The following is a 16,158-nucleotide window of genomic DNA, read 5'->3' on the forward strand; positions in this document are numbered from 1 at the left end:
CCCGGATCATCCATGATGAGGCTGCTTGTTGTCGAGGATGACGCGCTGCTGCGGCGTTCCCTGGACGCCATGTTACGGGCGGCGGGACAAATTCCGGTATGCGTATCTTCCGGTGAAGAGGGCCTCGCATTGCTGGAGGAGGGATTTGACGCCCTGGTGCTGGATATCGGTCTTCCGGATCGCGATGGTTTTGACGTTCTCGGCGAGTTGCGGCGTCGCGGCCATATGCTGCCTGTTATTCTGCTGACGGCGCGCGACAAGGTTACAGATCGGATCGCCGGTCTTGAGATGGGCGCCGACGATTATGTTCTGAAGCCGTTTGACTGTGGTGAACTCATGGCGCGGATCAAGGCTGTTGTTCGTCGCCGTCCGACGTCCGATGAGATCGTCCGTTATGGAACGCTTCAGTGCGACTGGTCCCGAAGGGTGGTGAAAATCGGAGATCGCATCCTGGACCTGCGCCCCCGGGAATTATCCGCTCTCAGGATCCTGATCGAACGGGCGGGCCGGGTTGTGGAGCGCGAACTGCTGGCGGCCGAAATCTTTGCCGATGATGTCGCCTCATCCAATGCGCTGGATATTCATGTCGGGCGGTTGCGCAGAAAGCTTCAACCGGACGGGCCCAGGCTGAAAACCCTTCGGGGGCTTGGGTACAGACTGGAGTTATGAGCGCGCGTCGGCCGTCCGTCGCTGGGCGACTTCTGGTGGCCCAGGGCGCGCCTTTGATCCTCTTGGCCATAGCCTTGCTGGCCTGGAGCGTCGTGACGGCCTGGCAGGTGGTCGAGCGAACCTCGGACCGTTTACTGGCCGGCTCCCTCATGGCGATACAGGCGGGCGTTTCAGTGGCGGAATCCCGCCCTCATGCCTTGATCGAGCCCTGGGCTCTGGGGCTTCTGGATAGTCCTGACAGGGATGCGGTCTATTACGCCGTCTATGACGGCGGCGTTCTGCTGACGGGATATGATGAACTCAAGCCGTCGTTGAGAGGAATCTCGGAAACACCGGCTTTCCGCTATGGCACGATCAAGGGAATAAGGGTTCGCGAAGCTGAAAAAGCACTTCGCATGCCGGGGGTGGAAGCCCCAATTACCATCATTGTCGCCCAGACGCTTGATTCCAGGCGATCCAGTTACAAAAATCTTCTGTTCAATCTGATTATAATTCCGACATTTTTGCTGTCTGCATCAGTTTTGCTGATACGACCTGCAATCAAGTGGAGTCTTTATCCTGCTAAAAACGTTGCTGAGCAGGTAACCAAAAGGTCTGATGCAAAAGGACGTGATTTTACGATTATACCCTTGGAGGGCATACCCCGCGAGCTTGATCCATTCGTTCTTTCCGTGAATGGATTGTTAAAAAATCTCCATAATGCAATCACCTCTTCAGACAGATTTTCATCTGATGCATCGCATCAGCTTAGAACGCCGCTTGCTGTTATTGTCGCCAATTTGTCCCTCATGGGCGAGGGCGAGAAGACTGAGAGCCGCCTGGCTCTGATTAATGACTCTCGTGAAGCGGCATCGCGACTGCAGAGAGTTCTTGCTCAGTTAATCTCTTTGTCGAGAAGCGAAATCGTAAGCGAGCGCGAGTTCGTAAGTCTTAATTCGATTGTGTCGCGATCTGTTCAGGAATTTATCCGCATAAATCCAGATGCAGATATATTAGAAAAATATAGCGACCCAGACATTGTGGTGAAAGTTGATCTGGATCTTGCCGTGGAGATGTTCCTGAACGTCATAGGGAATGCTGTATCTCACGGAGGCGGTCGGACGGTGGTTCGTGTCGGGCGGTCTGGAAGTGGTGGTGTGGTCCATATCTGGGATAATGGTCCCGGCGTAGATGCCGATTTTATAGGTGATATCTTTAATCGATTTCAAAGAGGGGTGAGAGCAAGCTCCGGAGGGTCTGGATTAGGCTTGTCTATCGTCAAATCTATTGCGGATTCACATGGGATAGACGTTGTGATCAAGAACAGGCCTAATCAAAAAGGTTTATGGGTTTCTTTTTATCTTTAGAGTCTGTTTGCATGGATTTTTATACGCCCTATTGGCAATGAACGGGCCTTTGAAGGTTGGAATTGTTTCTGAAAATGGAAATTGCGCTCTTGATCTATGCCGATCGCGAGAGGATTGGGACGAGTGCGTATGTTCAAATGGCTTTTTGCAGCCACTCGATGAACTGAGGGTCGGCGCCATAGGCCACGTTGATGCGCATTCCGTTGGCTGTCGCCGGATCGGGAGAGGCTGAGAAGGCGGCGCCCGGGGCGATGAAGACGCCAGAGTCGGCAGCAGACGCATTCAGTGCGGCCATATCCGTCCCGATCGGCAGTTTCAGCCAGACATAGAAGCCTCCGCCGATGGGGCGCTTTATCACGTGACCGGCCTGCGCCAGGGCCGACAGTGTTCCGGTCGTGGCCTTGCTGACGCGGGAGCGCAGCCGCCGCAGATGCTTAAGGTAGTGACCCTGATCGATCAGGCCAAAGATCAGGCGTTCATCATATCCTGAAGTCGACACGGCGGTGATGACTTTCAGTTCGTTGATCTCTGCGGCGCGCTGACGGGAGGCTGCGACATATCCCACACGGAAACTGGCTGCGAGAGTCTTGGAAAACGTGCCCAGATAGATCACGCGATCCAGCTGATCGAGCGCCGCAAGTCGGGGCGTGGTGTAGGGGAGGATGTCTGCGAATGGATCATCTTCAACGACGATAAGGTCGCGGGCGTTGGCGACCTTCAGCACGCCATAGGCGGCGCCGGGCGTGATCGACCCCCCGGTCGGATTGTGCGCCAGGGACTGGGTGAAGAACAATCGCGCGCCGCTTGCGCCGGCGGCCGCGTCCAGGGCCTCGACATCCGGGCCGTCCTCGCGTCGCGGCACGCCGATGATCCGGGCGCCCGCCAGCGTCAGTTTCGCAAACAGGGGATAATAGCCGGGGTCATCCACCAGCACGGCGTCGCCGGGCGACACATGGCGGCGGATGATAAGGTCCATGGCGTGGTTCGCGCCGTGCGTCATCAGCATCTGGTCCGGCTGGCAGGAGATGCCTCTCTCGGCCAGGGCGCCGCACAGCCGACGACGCAGGGGCAGAAAGCCCCAGGCGCTGTTATAGGCGTCGACATCCTGAAAACGTGAGGTCGACAGGTATCGCCGCAGTTCGGATTCCTCCAGCCAGTCCGGCGGAAGACGACCGTCGCCGGGGCGGACCTTCAGGCGTCGCTCCAGTTGTTCGGTCAGCAGGCTGGCGCGATCGGTCGCGGCGCTGACGCTTTGATTTTGCGGTTGTGATCCGCGCTGTCCTGACCGGGTGACGTAATAGCCAGACCCGGGTTTCGCCGTCAGCACGCCCTGGGCCACCAGTCGCAGATACGCCTCGACAGCGGTGTTCTTGGATACCCCGAACAGCACCGCCGCGTCGCGCACGGAAGGCAGCCGCTCTCCCGGCTGGAGGTCGCCCGATGCGATGCGCGACAGCATGGAACGGGTGAGTATGGAGAGCTTTGAGGGCGCTGACATCGGCAAACTGTACCAGAAAACTGACTGGTATGGTCATCGCAAAATTGTCCGGAATTGTCCCTGACCTGTCATTCGGATCGGCGTTAACGATCAGTCCAGACCCGACAAGAGGCGATGGAGGAAAGCGGTTTATGGCCTGCAAAGCTTCTCCAGCGTCAGGACGAAAGAGTGCAGCCTTGACCAAGACGACCCGTGTTTCGCGCATCTCCGGCTTTCATAAACTGACCCCTGCAGAGCGGCTTGAGGCCGTCGCCGCCTTCGCAGGACTTGAGGATTCGCATCGTCAACAACTGGCCGCGCCGGGTAATCTGGACGCGGATCTTGCTGACCACATGATCGAAAACATGGTCACAACGATCGCCATCCCGGTGGGCGTAGCCGCCAATCTGAAGATCGACGGCGTGGATGTGCTGGCGCCGATGGCGACCGAGGAATCCTCGGTTATCGCCGCAGTCAGCAACTCGGCGCGGCAGTGTTACGAGGCGGGCGGTTTCACCACCTCGATGTCCGGGATGGAGATGATCGCCCAGATCCAGCTTCTGGACCTGCCCGATCCCGAACGCACGCGTCTGACCATTCTGGAGCGGCGCGAAGAGATCGCAGAAATCTGCAATGACTGCGACCCCATGCTGGTGCGGCTGGGCGGAGGTTTCCGCAGCGTCGAGGCGCGTGTTCTCGACACCGACGGCGGCCGGATGGTGGTGACGCATCTGATCGTGGACACGCGCGATGCGATGGGCGCCAACGCGGTCAACACCATGGCGGAACGTCTTGCGCCGCGTCTGGCCGAGTGGACGGGCGGGCGTCCGCTGCTTCGCATCCTGTCCAATCTGGCGGATCGACGACTGGCGCGGGCCAGGGCGGTCTGGCCGGTCGATGCGATCGGCGGCGCCGGGGTCCGTGACGCCATGATCGCCGCCTTCCATTTCGCCGACGCCGACCCCTATCGCGCCGCGACCCATAACAAGGGCATCATGAACGGCGTCTCCGCCGTGGTTCTGGCCACGGGCAATGACACTCGCGCGGTCGAAGCAGGCGCCCATGCCTATGCGGCGCGCGATGGCCGTTACCGCAGCCTCTCGCGCTGGGAAGTCACGGCCGAAGGGCATCTGTCCGGCATGATCGAGATGCCGATGGCGGTGGGGCTGGTCGGCGGGGCCACCAAGCTGCATCCGACGGCGCGGGCTCTTATCGCGGTGGCGGGATGCGATACGGCCGAGGGGCTGGCGCGACTGATTGCTGCGGTCGGCCTCGCCCAGAATTTCGGCGCCATGAAAGCCTTGGCGACGGACGGCATCCAGAAGGGACACATGGCTCTGCACGCCAGCAATGTCGCGATCGACGCGGGCGCTGTCGGCGATGAAATCGCCATGGTCGCAGCGCGGCTGGTTGAGGCGCGCAGCGTCAATGTCAACGAGGCCCGAAGCGTTCTGGCCGAACTACGGAGCCGGTGACATGCGCGGTTTTCGCCCGTCGCCGGGCCTGACGCCCCCGACCTGATCTGAAATAGGCCCGCGCAACACCCGGATTGCGCGAGGGCATGGGGAAACGGCCCCCGAACCACAACAAAACGGGGAGGAAAAGAATGAACAAGAACAGATATTTTTTCGGATTGTGCGCTGCGGTCTGTCTGGGCGCGTTCGCCGGACAGGTTCAGGCGACTGAAATCGAGCCTTATGAATACGTTGCGGCGCCTGCCGGAACGAAGCTGGTCGCCTTTTACGGATATTACGGCAGGCACGACCAATATCAGGCGGCGGGCGGACCAAAGCAGGATGCGTCGCTAGAGACCTGGACGGGCGTGGCCAAGGCGGCGACTTATTTCGATCTGGGCGGGAAACGCGCGCTTCTCAGCGTCGTTCAACTGTTCGGCTCCAGCGAAGACCTGTCGATCGCGGGCAGCACGCCGGTGAAGGGCAGCGGTTTGGGAGACACCATCCTGGGCGCCGCCTACTGGCCGATCAGCAACGACAGGACAAATCTGGCCGCGGCGCTTTACGTCACCGTGCCGACCGGTCGCTATGACAGACACCGTCCGGTCAATATGAGCGGTAATCGCATGGTCTATAATCCCGGCGTCTCGCTGAATCACAAGATCGATGAGCGATGGTCGTTTGATCTGGCGGCCGATGTGTTCCTGTACGGTGATAATGACGACAGCGGCGCGGCGAGCCAGACGCTGAGCCAGGATGCATCATACCAGTTTCAAGCCTTCGCCAACTACGCCTGGGACGGCGGTCTGACGACGTCTGTCGGCTATCAGGCGTTTCGCGGCGGCAGGCAGGAACTGGACGGTCTGGATACAGGCGGCCGCACGGACTTTGACGAACTACGCATCGCAGTCGGTAAGGCGGTAACGCCGCAACTGCACCTGCTGGGCGAGATCAACCATCAGTTCAGGTCGGAAGGCGGCTTCAGACAGGACTTCGGTTTCATGGGGCGGGTTGTCTATGCCTTCTGACCGCCGCGCTCCAGGGGACGACCTTGCGGAGGTGTGGGGCGATGTCGTCAGCCTGCGACACCTTCTGGTCGCCGTGGGATTGGGTGCGGTCATCAGTCTGGCGACCTATTTCGCCGCAGTTGAGCTCCTGAAGCTATGGGTTGCGGATTCGGCGATCGCCAAGGCGTGGGCGATGTTGGCCGGACTGGTCGGATGTCTGACAGGCGGCGCTCTGTGCGCGCGTCTTCTGCCGCCCAAGCGCGTTCTTTCGGATGATGGCGCGGACAACTCCGGTCAGGCCGAAGCGATGGCGTTGCTGTTGGCTGAGGTGCGGCCGGGTGATCGCCCGGCCAGCGCCGGCGTGATGGCTGAACTGGCGGCTCTGGGCCTGAAGGATCCGATCGACCAAAGGGAAAGCGGCCAGTGACGCCCCTGCTTCACGACATTCTGGTCGCTGCCGGCATGGGTCTGATCGGTGCCGTGTTGTTCTCCGCCATCGGCCTGATTTCCGGCACGGACGAGACGACGACCATCGCGCCCATAACCCTGCTGGTGGTTCTGTTGGGCGTGCCGCCGGTGGGGGTTTTCACCTTCTGGCTGGCGTCGGCGGTGGCCAAACACATGACCCACGCCATACCGACCGCGCTGTTGGGAATACCGGGCGACACCATGGCGGTGCCGATGATGGATCAGGCGACCACGTTGCGTCGGTTGGGAGCGCCACATATCGCCTTGCGCAAGATGGTGGCGGCGGGCCTTGTTTCGGCGGCGATCGCTGTGCCGCTGTCTGTCGGATTCGCCCTGTTGCTGGCGCCGATAGGACAGAGCGTGGAGCAGGCTGCGCCCTGGCTGTTCCTGGCGGCCGCCGTGCTGATTTCCTATTTTTCAGCTGGCCGGTTCGCGTCGGTATTGTTGCTGGCGCCTTTTGTAATGCTGGTTGTCGCACTGAGGGCCCTGACGAACGACGCCGGCCTGCATCTCAGCGTCACATTCTTTCTGGGGATCGCCATCGGCCCCCTGATCGCCGATCTGTTTTCCGTCATGGCGCCCAAACAGCGTGATCTGATGCGTCGTGACGGTCCGCGTCACCTGTCCATCGCCGCGGATCTCAAGGAATGGTCAGGTCGTTTCCCGAACCCGTTCAAGGTGCTTGAACCGCTTCAAGTTCGCTGGGTCGCGATGATGAGCGCCATTTCCAGTGCGACGTTCGTTTTCAGCCCGGTCGCCATGTCGGTCATGCTGGGCGAGGCGGTCGCCACGCGCATACGACATCCCTATCAGCGTCTGACGACGGTTCTCAGCGTCCGCAACGGGGTGTCGGAATCCACCTATATCGCGGAGGCCATCATACCCCTGATCGCTTTCGGCCTGCCGCTCAGCCCTGTGGCGGCCGGACCTGCTGCGCCTCTGTTCAATGCGCCGCCACGTTTTTTTGTCGATGGCGTAGGGGGTGAAATCGTCAACCTGCATACCCTGATGAGTCCGCTTCAGTTTCTGGGTTACGGCATGCTGGCGGTCGCCCTGGCTGGATTGATCGCCTATCCGCTGGCGATGAATTTTGCGCGGGCGGCGGCCGTGTTCGTGTCGCGCCGCATCAGCCATGAGGCGATCATCGCCACGTTCGTGGGCCTGGTTCTGGTGATCGGCCTCTGGGAAGGGGGCCTGCTGGGACTGCTGGTTATCCTGACCATGGGACTGGTCGGCGGACTGCTCAATCGCATCTTCGGCTTCAACTCCGGCGTCCAGTTCATGGGCTACTACGTCGCGGTGCTCAGCGTGCCCGCGCTTGTGGCCTTGGCGGCCTGACGCCCTCCCGATTCAATAAAAAAATGAGGAAACCCATGTCAGTCAAAACCTTCGCCTTCGTCGCCTGCGCCGCGGCCCTGCTCGGCGCCTCGCCCGGTCACGCCCAAAGCGGGCTGCGCTACCCGACAGCGGGTGTTCAAAGCCCGGTCCCCGTTCCGGTTTCAGAGCAGGGGCTCCAGACCGCCACCGCCGAAGAATGGTTCAAGGTGTCCGACAAGGGGCTGCAGCTTGAGGGCGCAGTGTTCAACCGGGCAGGCGATCTGGTTTTCGTCGAAGTGTTCGGCGGGCGCGTCATGAGCGTTTCAGCCGAAGGGCGTCTGCGCACCCTGCTGGAGGAAAACACCCTAGGCTCGGCCGGTCTGGCGATCCACAAGGACGGGCGGATTTTCGTTGCAGGTCTGGGCGATTTCAAGGGAACGCCCGGCTCGATCTACACCATCCCGGCTGCCGGCGGCGTGCCTACGACCGTTGTTCCCAGCAGCGCGGGCTATCTGGTTGACGACCTCGTCTTCGACAGGAACGGCGGCTACTATTTCACTGACTTCCGCGGCACGTCGACGGAACCGACAGGCGGCGTTTACTACGTGGCGCCCGACGGCAAGACGACGGCGATCCTGCCTAATATGGCGGTTGCGAACGGCGTGGCGCTGAGCCCTGACGGCAAGGTGCTGTGGGTGACGGAATTCAGCCGCGGTCTGCTGCATCGGGTGAATCTGGAAAACCCGACGACCGTCGCCGCTTTCGGCACAGAGATCGTCTACCAGTTCACCGGCCCGGCCCCTGACTCCATGCGCGTCGACGCTGACGGCAATGTCTATGTCGCTGTATACGGGCAGGGGCGTGTGCTGGTTTTCAACCCGATGGGCATTCCGATTGGTCAGGTACTGCTGCCGGGCCGCGATGAGGGACACAACCTTCGTTCCACCAGCATGGCCATCAAGCCCGGCACCAACGAACTCTACATCCTGACCAATGACGCTGATGGCGGACGCGGTTCAACCATCTACCGCACCACGGCTTTCGCCAGGGCGGCGCCGGTGTATTCGCATCAGGGCGGCTGAGCGTCTATGGCGTCTCAATTCCCGGCCTTGATCCTTGAGGTCGGATGATGTGACGGCCTGTGGCTTGTATTTGAGGTGAGACTGCCCGCGACGGATGGCGATCCGTTGTGGGCAGTTGGCGTTACGCCGCGGAACGCAAGCTTAGGTTGCGCTTGCCGCCGCGAGATGAGCCCAGCCTGCCATCAGCGATGGATCTTGTTGATGCGTTGGTCGCGAAGGGCAGCACGACGGACCTTTCCCGCCTCATCGCGCAGGCCTGAGGCTACGATTTCCCAGGTCTCGGGGCATTTCTAGGCTGCCAGTTGCGAGCGAACGAAGGACGTCAGTTCCTCGATGGAGGCGTCTTTCCTCATCTGGAGCACCGCGTGGACCCTTGCGCCGTACTCCGTGCACGGCAAGCCCAGAACAACCGCGTCCTCGACGGCGCTGATTGTCGCCACGCTTCATTCGGCAGAGCGGCTTGTTCTGATGTCGCTGTGCGCCGTGTTTTGTGATGGCCGTCTGTCAGTACTGAAGGAGACCTATGATCCTGCGCTCCTTCCGATCCGCTGGTCCTTCCGGCGGGATGAAAAGACGTCCGAGGAGGCAGACCGATTTGCGGCATACAGACGTCCAGCATTCATGGTGCCGACGACCGGCACGCCGATACCCGGCGCCCAGGATGAGCTTTCTCAGGACTGGCGGGTCATTTCGTCCTGACGAAATGTTCGCCTGCGGTTCTGAACTTCAGGTCCATGTGGGTTTGCAGGACGTTGAGCTTGTTGATGCGATCTAACCCGCCTCCAACCTGTATCGGCTTCTCAGCTCGGTTCGGATGTCTGGATTTATGATTCCGTCTGATCGTAAGCGCGTCGGTGGGCTTTGATGTCGTTCAGATTGTAGTGGACCCAGAAGTTAAATCCCTCAAGGGCGCGCAAAGCTCCATGGCCGATCTCCGTCAGCTCATACTCCACACGGGGCGGCACTTCAGGAAAGTAGTGACGGATAACAAACCCGTCGCGCTCGAGATTGCGCAGCGTGAGCGTCAGCATGCGCTGCGTGATTTCTTCGACTTCTTTTCTCAATGCCGAAAAGCGGAGTCGATGATCCTCCGCGAGAGAAAGGCGCCAGAGAACGGGCACGGTCCATTTGTCACTCAGCAGCCTGCAGACCCCGTTTGACGGGATGGGCCGGAAGTGTCTGTCGGTCTCCGGTTCGCGCAGCGTGCCGGCGCTGATCTGCTCGTCCAAGGGTATCATCCTTGTATCTGACGCTGAAAAATGTGCCGTCTTCCGGGGGAAGCTCGTTCGTATATATGGATGGCCCTCGTTCAAGGCGAGGGTTCCCGATGACCAATAGCAAGCCTCCAATTCTGGTTTTCGGCGCGACCGGAAGACAGGGAGGATCTGTCGCCAAAGCCTTGTTGAAGGCTGGATGGGCGGTTCGCGCACTCGTTCGGGATCCGGCAGACGCGGCGTCGATGGCATTGCAGAGTGCAGGCGCCGAACTTGTGCAGGGTGCATTTGAAACGACAAATGTTATCCGCTCAGCGATGAAGGACGCCCATGGTGTCTTTAGTGTGCTGCCCGCCAATCTGACTGCCGAGGATGAAGTCCATTATGGCGCTTCAGTCGCGGATATCGCAGCGGAAACCGGCATCACGCATTTTGTCTATTCGTCGGGCGCCAGCGTGGGGAGTGCGCTGACAGGCGTTCCGCGTTTTGATGCAAAGCCTCGCATTGAGGCCCATGTTCGGGCGCTGGGGATGACGATGACCATCATCCGACCGATGATTTTTATGGAAATGCTAGTGCGACCGGGTTTCGGTCTGGATGAAGGCCGGTTGGCTTCCCTGATCAGGCCTGACCATTCTATTCAGCTCACAGCGGTCGATGACGTCGGCAGGTTTGTTGCAGCGGTATTTGCCAATAAGCCCCGCTTTGGCGGCGCAACGCTTAAGATCGCGAGCGATCGCCTCAACGGGCATGAAATTGAGAGCGCCATCAGCGAAGCAGCCGGCCGCCCGATAACCTATGAACGGTTTCCCGAGGACGTTCTCGCCGCAAACGCTGATCTCGCCCATATGGCGAAGAGCCTTGAGCGTGGACCTCTTGCTGAGTGCGTGGACCTGAGAGCGATGCGCGAAATTAATCCCGAACTACTCACCTTCAGGGCCTGGCTTGCTGGCGATGGGCGGAAATTGCTCGATGCAGCCTTGCGGGCATCAGCCTAGGCTCAGGATGCATGGCCGGAAGAGGATGATTGCGGCGAGATGTATGGCGCAGAGGAGGCCGGTGGGGCAGCGATCATAGCGGGGGCGACGCGCCGCTAGTCTTTCAGTCGCGCACACATGATCTCAATGGTGTTGTGCAGTTTGCGTCCGACCGGGATGGGGGCAGCAGGCGGGGCGCGGCCAAGACAGCGACAAGAAACGCCACGGGGCGGGTTCCTGTGAAATGGAGCGGGAAAGGCCAATACGATCCTCAAAACGCTCTGTGGCATTTCTGTGCGTTCAGGGTGACCAGAGCACGGCGAGGATTTTTAAAGTCATGCATGGCGGGTATCCCCATCCCGCTCGTCAGTAAGGCTAAGGCCCGTTCGGGTGGCGCGCGGGTCCGGGGAGCTAACGTGCATGGATTTCAGGTATCTGCTGCTTGGCGCAGTCGCCGTCTTGGCGACCGGAACGTCCGCAGCCGCGCAGACGCGCGCTTACAACATACCCGCGGGGGACGCGGTCGCGAGCCTGCAGGCGTTTGCACGGCAGTCGGGAAAGCAGGTGCTGTTTCCTTTCGATGCCGTCCAGGGGCAGCGCGCGCCCGCGATCACTGGCCGGTTTGATGACGCCGATGTCCTCGATCGTCTTGCCAGGGCGGCAGGTCTGGAAGTGGTCACGAACGATGCCCGGACCGTGACGTTGCGACGGGCGACGGCCGGGCGCGCCGTCAGATCGGATGCCGCCTACGCAGAGAGCGTCACCCGTCTGGATGAAATCGTTGTTGTCGGGTCTCACATACGTGGCGGCGGCGCGGGCGCGTCTCCTGTCATCCGGTTTGATGATCAGATGATCGCCCGGTCGGGCGCTGCGACGCTTCAGCAGTTCTTCGACAAGCTGCCGCAGAATTTCGGCGGCGGCGCCAATGCCGGTAATAACGCCAACTCGGGCGTCGATCGTGATGTGGGGTCGAACTGGGGTGCGGGGTCTGGCCTGAATCTACGCGGATTGGGCACTGGCACGACCCTGACCCTTCTCAACGGTCGGCGCCTCACCGCCTCGAACCAATTCCAGTATGTCGACATTTCGCTGATCCCCGTTTCGGCGGTTGAGAGGATCGAGGTGCTGACCGATGGCGCTTCGGCCCTGTACGGCTCTGATGCGATCGGCGGCGTCGTGAACATCGTGCTGCGTAACGACTTCGAGGGGTATGAGACGCGGTTGCGCTATGGCGGCGCCACTTCAGGCGGTCTGGAAGAGTTTCAGGCGGTCCAGACCGGCGGCTGGAACTGGTCGAGCGGCCATGCCTTGCTGAGCTATGAATTCCTGTCGCAGGACAATCTCGACGTCTCCCAGAGACGTTTCTCCCGCAATGCGCCATTCCAGCCCTATGACCTCTATCCGCAGACGGAGCGGCACAGCCTCTATGGCGCGATCTCGCAGACGATTACGCCGAACCTCTCGCTTGAACTGAATGGTCTTTACGCCAAGCGCGACGTCAGATCCGTGAGGGCGACAGCCAGCGACTATCAGATCGGGGCGCCTTCGACAGAACAGTATGATTTTTCAGGTGCCCTTACCTATGATCTGCCCGAGGCTTGGCAGGTGCGGCTGAGCGGCGCTGTCGGTCACAGCGATGTCGTGCGCACCGGTTTTTCGACGGCACCGGCCGGGGTCGTCAGCCCGGCTTCCAGCTTCAATATTGCTTCGGATTCCCGGTATGTGGATCTGGCGGCTGACGGCCCGCTCTACGCCCTTCCGGGCGGCGAAATACGGATGGCGCTGGGCGCAACCTATCGAAGCGAAGAGTATCGGAACCGCTTCACCGCAGGGACGAGGCCGCAGCCGACCGTCAACGGCGCCCGTGATGTGGCCTCGGTGTTCGGCGAGGCCATTGTGCCCCTTGTCGGACCGGGCAATCGTTTTGCCGGCGCTGAACGGCTCGAAGCGACGATTGCGGCTCGATACGACCATTACAGCGACTTCGGTTCGACGCTGAATCCAAAGCTCGGCCTGCTGTGGGAAGCCGTGCCGGGGCTTCTGTTCCGTGGAACCTACGGGACGTCCTTCAGGGCTCCGATCTTTGAGGACCTTCAGTCGCAGAATGCAGTCGTCGTGGTCGTCAACCTGCCGAATGCGACGGCCCCGACTGGCCGCACGAATCTGATGCTGTTGCAGGGCGGCAATGCTGATCTGGATGCGGAGAAGGCGACGACCTGGACGGGGGGCGTGGAGTTTAAGTCGGCCTCTGTCGAAGGCCTGTCCCTGGGCCTGAACTATTATCGGGTTTCCTATACTGACCGGATCGACCGGGGCTTTCCCGGAAATTTCACCACCCTGTTCGCGAGCGATACTGCGCCCTATGCGCCGATCCTGACCTACAATCCTAGCCTGGACCTGATCACCCATTTCAGGGACATGGGTCTGGCCGGCGCCCAATATGCCCTGACGCGCGCAGGCCCCTTCGCGGTGCCGGCGGATCAGGATGAACGGAATGTCGAGGTTATCCTCGACAACCGTCTGCGCAACAATGCGGCGACCTTTCAGGACGGTGTCGATTTCAGTATCGGCTACAGGTTTGATGTCGGCGCCAACCGCATCGGCCTGAGCGCGGCCGGTCAGTACATCCTTTCGGGCACCCGCAAGGTGATTGAGACGTCTCCAAAGGCCGATGCGCTCAACCAGGCGTTTCTGCCTGTGGACTTCAAGGTCCGTGCGGGTGCGACCCTGGCGCGCGGCGATTGGTCGGCGGCCGCCTTCCTCAACCATGTCGGCGGATATCGCGACCTGGGCAATATCGAAGATCCCTCCGTCGACGCCTGGACGACCATGGATCTGGACATCCGGTATGAGGCGCCGTCGAGGGCCGTATCCTATCTGCGCGGCGCCTCCATCGCGCTGGGTGTGCAGAACCTCTTCAACGAAGATCCGCCGTTCGTCCTTACGCCGTCAGGAAGCGGTTTCGATCCGACCAACGCTAATCCTCTTGGCCGTTTCATCTCATTGACGGTGACGAAGCAATGGTAAGGCCCATCGTCCGCACGGTGACGTGCGCCCTGTTGCTGACGTCATTCACGCCGGCGACGGCGGCTGACCGGGGCGTGCCGGTCACGCCGGATATGCTGTTGTCGCATATCACGCGCCACGCTGAAGAGACGCCGGTCCATCCCCGCATGCAGTGGCTGGACAACGGCCGCCGCATTCTTATCAGCACGGTGACGGCCCAGGCGCAGGCGGGCGCCGGGCGCGGCCAGTTCGCTGAATATGTTCCGCTCAGCTATCTGCAGCGCACCGTTGACGTCCGCACCGGAGCAATCTCGGATATCGGCGTGGGCTATGATCCCGTCGTCGCGGCGCGGGCGGACGTGATCGCCTATCATCCTGAAGGTTCGGACGGCGGCCGCCTTGTCGTCGCCCGATCAGGCGGGACCGCGACCTGCGAGATCTCCGTTGCGGAACTGATGCCGGACACGACCGGGGTCGAAGCGGTCGCCCTTGCCGGGGATGGCGCCCATATCGCTGTGGCGGTCGGCTATGGCGCGCCAAGGTTCGCCGCGTCGGCGGCTGCGCCTGTCCAGGGGGCGGCCGTGAGAGTCCTAGAGGCCGCCGCGCCTGAAGTCTGGGGGCACAACGTCGCCGTCTGGGTTTTCGACGGACGCTGTGGGGACGCGCGCCGTGTCGCCGATCTTCAGGAAACGCGGATCGGACGGATGACCTGGGCAGATCAGGACCGCAGGATCGTCGCCGCCACGGCGACGCCGGTGGAGGGGAAAGGCTTTCCCCGTAGCGATCTGCAGCTTTTCGATCCGGCAGAGGCGCAGGTCAGCGTCCTGGCGACCAACATCGGCGGTCAGGGCGCGGCGTTCCTGCAGGCGGCCCCGGTCGGCCCCTATGTCGCCTTCACCTACGACCAGGAGGGGCTCGGCTATCAACTGCGCAAGCAGTTTGCGATCGTCTCGATCGCGGACGGCCGGATCCAGGTCGTGTCCACAGACCCCAGGGAACGTCCCCGCTGGCTGGACGGGCAGACGGTGCTGGCGGATATCTCCGGCGCGCATCCGCTGACACGGCGGCTCGCCACCGTGGGCATCGATGGCCGCGAAGTTGAGCTTTCCGGCATAGCGGCTAACGCCATGCCGTCGCCGGACGGGCGTCGGCTGGCCTGGCTCGACATTGATCTCTACGGCGGCGCGAGCCTTTCGGTCGCCGATTTGCGCAAGGCCGACGGGGGCTGGAAGGCGTCGCCCCGGCGCCAAATCTGGAGGGCGGATCCGCCGCTGGCGTCCTATGCGCGGGCTGAGCGCAGGTTCGCCCGTTGCGAAAGCACCGATGGCGTCCGTCCTGAAGCGATCCTTGTGCTGCCGCTGAACCATGATCCGCAGCGTCGGTATCCGCTCATCGTCGACCTTCATGGGGGGCCGCGCGGCGGGCTGGATGGCGGAAGCCACGGCGCCTATACGCCCGGCACCATCCTGTCTTCCAGCAGCCTCGAACACGATATGTGGGCGGCCCGGGGCTATGCCGTCCTGGTCGCCGACTATCGCGCAAGCGGCCTCTATGGTTTTGATGCGGTGTCGCGGACGGGCGAATCCTACGCCCAGGACTTCAGCGACATCATGTGCAACGTCGACGCCGTGATCCGCGACGGCGTGGCCGACCCCGACCGGATGGCGGTCATCGGCCACAGCTACGGCGCCTATGAGGTTAACTGGATCATCACCCATACCCATCGCTTCAAGGCGGCCATCTCTAAGGAAGGCGGTTTTGCCGATCACATGGCGGGCTGGGCGGCCGGCGGGCGCACCAACCAGCTCGCGACGACGCTCTACGGCAGCCCGATCGACAACCCGGATGTCTATCGCCGCATGTCGCCGATCAATTTCACCCGCGGCGTGACGACGCCGACCATGTTCGTCAGTCATCGTGGAGGCGCGCTTCCGGGCGATCTCTACGGATGGATGTACGCTGCCTGGCGCGAGCAGGGGATCGACGCCCAGTATCGCATCTATGATGATCCCAACCATGTCCTCATCGGAGAAGCCGACCAGAGGGACCAGCTTTATGCTGCGATCCACTGGATCGACCGCTATCTCATGCCGGACCACGTCGGGGCCGTGGATGAAAGACCTTGATAGCAGCGGCGGCCT

Annotated in this window: 13 protein-coding genes; 11 read left to right on the plus strand and 2 right to left on the minus strand. The window is 61.5% G+C overall.

Annotation, left to right across the window (positions count from 1 at the left end):
* Window positions 1-12 precede the first annotated feature (12 nt).
* Window positions 13-669 carry a response regulator gene (locus ACORJG_RS03395; RefSeq protein WP_427791615.1) on the plus strand — a complete coding sequence of 219 codons (657 nt, stop codon included), beginning with the start codon at window positions 13-15 and terminating at the stop codon, window positions 667-669.
* Between the two features lie 35 nt (window positions 670-704).
* A complete protein-coding gene (locus ACORJG_RS03400; protein WP_427791617.1) occupies window positions 705-2,015 on the plus strand; it encodes a sensor histidine kinase N-terminal domain-containing protein in 1,311 nt (436 codons plus the stop codon).
* Window positions 2,016-2,148: 133 nt separating this feature from the next.
* Here ACORJG_RS03400 and ACORJG_RS03405 read toward each other — a convergent pair whose 3' ends face one another.
* Complete coding sequence (locus tag ACORJG_RS03405; RefSeq protein WP_427791619.1) at window positions 2,149-3,474, minus strand: PLP-dependent aminotransferase family protein; 1,326 nt, start codon at window positions 3,472-3,474, stop codon at window positions 2,149-2,151.
* Between the two features lie 215 nt (window positions 3,475-3,689).
* Between ACORJG_RS03405 and ACORJG_RS03410 the strand changes: the two genes are divergently transcribed.
* The 6 genes from ACORJG_RS03410 (at window position 3,690) to ACORJG_RS03435 (ending at window position 9,519) form a co-directional block, all read left to right on the plus strand.
* Window positions 3,690-4,967, plus strand: a complete 1,278-nt coding sequence (locus ACORJG_RS03410; protein ID WP_427791620.1) for a hydroxymethylglutaryl-CoA reductase, degradative — start codon at window positions 3,690-3,692, stop codon at window positions 4,965-4,967.
* Window positions 4,968-5,098: 131 nt separating this feature from the next.
* Window positions 5,099-5,974: a transporter gene (locus ACORJG_RS03415; RefSeq protein WP_427791622.1), complete on the plus strand. Its 876-nt coding sequence runs from the start codon at window positions 5,099-5,101 to the stop codon at window positions 5,972-5,974.
* Window positions 5,964-6,380, plus strand: coding sequence for a hypothetical protein (locus tag ACORJG_RS03420; RefSeq protein WP_427791624.1), 417 nt, complete (start codon window positions 5,964-5,966; stop codon window positions 6,378-6,380). The genes ACORJG_RS03415 and ACORJG_RS03420 overlap by 11 nt, the downstream gene beginning before the upstream one ends.
* Window positions 6,377-7,759 (plus strand): tripartite tricarboxylate transporter permease, encoded by a 1,383-nt coding sequence (locus ACORJG_RS03425; RefSeq protein ID WP_427791626.1) that lies wholly within the window; start codon window positions 6,377-6,379, stop codon window positions 7,757-7,759. Before ACORJG_RS03420 ends, ACORJG_RS03425 begins: the two co-directional genes overlap by 4 nt.
* A gap of 35 nt (window positions 7,760-7,794) precedes the next feature.
* The gene (locus ACORJG_RS03430; RefSeq protein WP_427791628.1) at window positions 7,795-8,820 is read left to right on the plus strand and encodes an SMP-30/gluconolactonase/LRE family protein; all 1,026 of its coding nucleotides are present in this window, start codon (window positions 7,795-7,797) and stop codon (window positions 8,818-8,820) included.
* A 387-nt stretch (window positions 8,821-9,207) separates the two neighbouring features.
* Entirely contained in the window at window positions 9,208-9,519 is a 312-nt protein-coding gene (locus ACORJG_RS03435; RefSeq protein ID WP_427791630.1) for a hypothetical protein, read from the plus strand.
* A gap of 125 nt (window positions 9,520-9,644) precedes the next feature.
* On the opposite strand, the gene ACORJG_RS03440 is transcribed toward ACORJG_RS03435, so the two are convergent.
* Window positions 9,645-10,049, minus strand: a complete 405-nt coding sequence (locus ACORJG_RS03440) for a winged helix-turn-helix transcriptional regulator (protein ID WP_427791632.1) — start codon at window positions 10,047-10,049, stop codon at window positions 9,645-9,647.
* Window positions 10,050-10,060: 11 nt separating this feature from the next.
* Here ACORJG_RS03440 and ACORJG_RS03445 point away from each other — a divergent pair, with 11 nt between their 5' ends.
* From ACORJG_RS03445 to ACORJG_RS03455, 3 genes are all read left to right on the plus strand, one after another.
* Window positions 10,061-11,032 carry an NmrA/HSCARG family protein gene (locus tag ACORJG_RS03445; protein ID WP_427791634.1) on the plus strand — a complete coding sequence of 324 codons (972 nt, stop codon included), beginning with the start codon at window positions 10,061-10,063 and terminating at the stop codon, window positions 11,030-11,032.
* Window positions 11,033-11,431: 399 nt separating this feature from the next.
* Entirely contained in the window at window positions 11,432-14,038 is a 2,607-nt protein-coding gene (locus tag ACORJG_RS03450) for a TonB-dependent receptor domain-containing protein (RefSeq protein ID WP_427791636.1), read from the plus strand.
* Window positions 14,032-16,143 carry a prolyl oligopeptidase family serine peptidase gene (locus ACORJG_RS03455; protein ID WP_427791638.1) on the plus strand — a complete coding sequence of 704 codons (2,112 nt, stop codon included), beginning with the start codon at window positions 14,032-14,034 and terminating at the stop codon, window positions 16,141-16,143. Before ACORJG_RS03450 ends, ACORJG_RS03455 begins: the two co-directional genes overlap by 7 nt.
* The last annotated feature ends 15 nt before the right edge of the window (window positions 16,144-16,158 follow it).

Origin of the sequence: Brevundimonas diminuta (genome assembly GCF_050310045.1) — a bacterium.
In the GTDB taxonomy this organism is placed as follows: Bacteria; Pseudomonadota; Alphaproteobacteria; order Caulobacterales; family Caulobacteraceae; genus Brevundimonas; species Brevundimonas diminuta_F.